The sequence below is a fragment of the Allobosea sp. 2RAB26 genome (assembly GCF_052115465.1).
Lineage (GTDB): Bacteria > Pseudomonadota > Alphaproteobacteria > Rhizobiales > Beijerinckiaceae > Allobosea.
Genome location: NZ_JBFRGS010000084.1, coordinates 1 through 555, shown reverse-complemented (window position 1 = coordinate 555; position 555 = coordinate 1). Strand labels below are relative to the sequence as shown.

At 71.9% G+C, this 555-nt stretch carries 1 protein-coding gene; it reads left to right on the top strand.

Annotated elements, in window-relative coordinates; all coding sequences use genetic code 11:
- Positions 1–15 precede the first annotated feature (15 nt).
- Positions 16–555, top strand: a 540-nt coding sequence (locus tag AB4118_RS34125; protein ID WP_441493913.1) for a hypothetical protein, incomplete at its 3' end; no start/stop codon positions are given.

The window sequence follows — 555 nt, the reverse complement described above, 5'->3', positions numbered from 1 at the left end:
TGAACGGGTGTCGGCATGATCGAGATCAAGACCCTCAAGGCCCCGGCGCCGGGCGCGCCGTCCGCGGAGCAGAGCTACCGCAAGATCACCGACGAGGACGCGGCGCCGTCGTCGCGCTGGCCGGCGCTGGTCGTGCTCGCGCTGACCGCRGTCGCGATCTACGTCAAGAGCCTCTTCCCCAGCCACGCCAAGTCCGATCTCGGTYCGCCCACYGAGMCCCCGGGCGAGGATGCGGCTGGGGGAGGCGCGCCGARGCAGGCGCAGGCCGAGGAGGCSGACAAGGAGGCCGAGGACGAGACCGGGGCRATCAAGAAGGRGCCCGAGSMCGACCCGGCGCTCGGCTCCGGCGGCCAGGCYGTCGGCGCGGGCGGGCTTGCCGCCTTCCTCGGCATCGATTCCCCGCCGATCGACTATGAGCAACTGCCGCTGCGCCGCTTCTCGCCGGCCAAGCTCGAGGATGTCTTCGGCGATCCGGCCAGCAACGACAACCTGACGCTCAGCCATGGCGGCGGCCTCTCCGGCAGTGCCGGCGGTGGCGGTGGCCATGACTTCGAG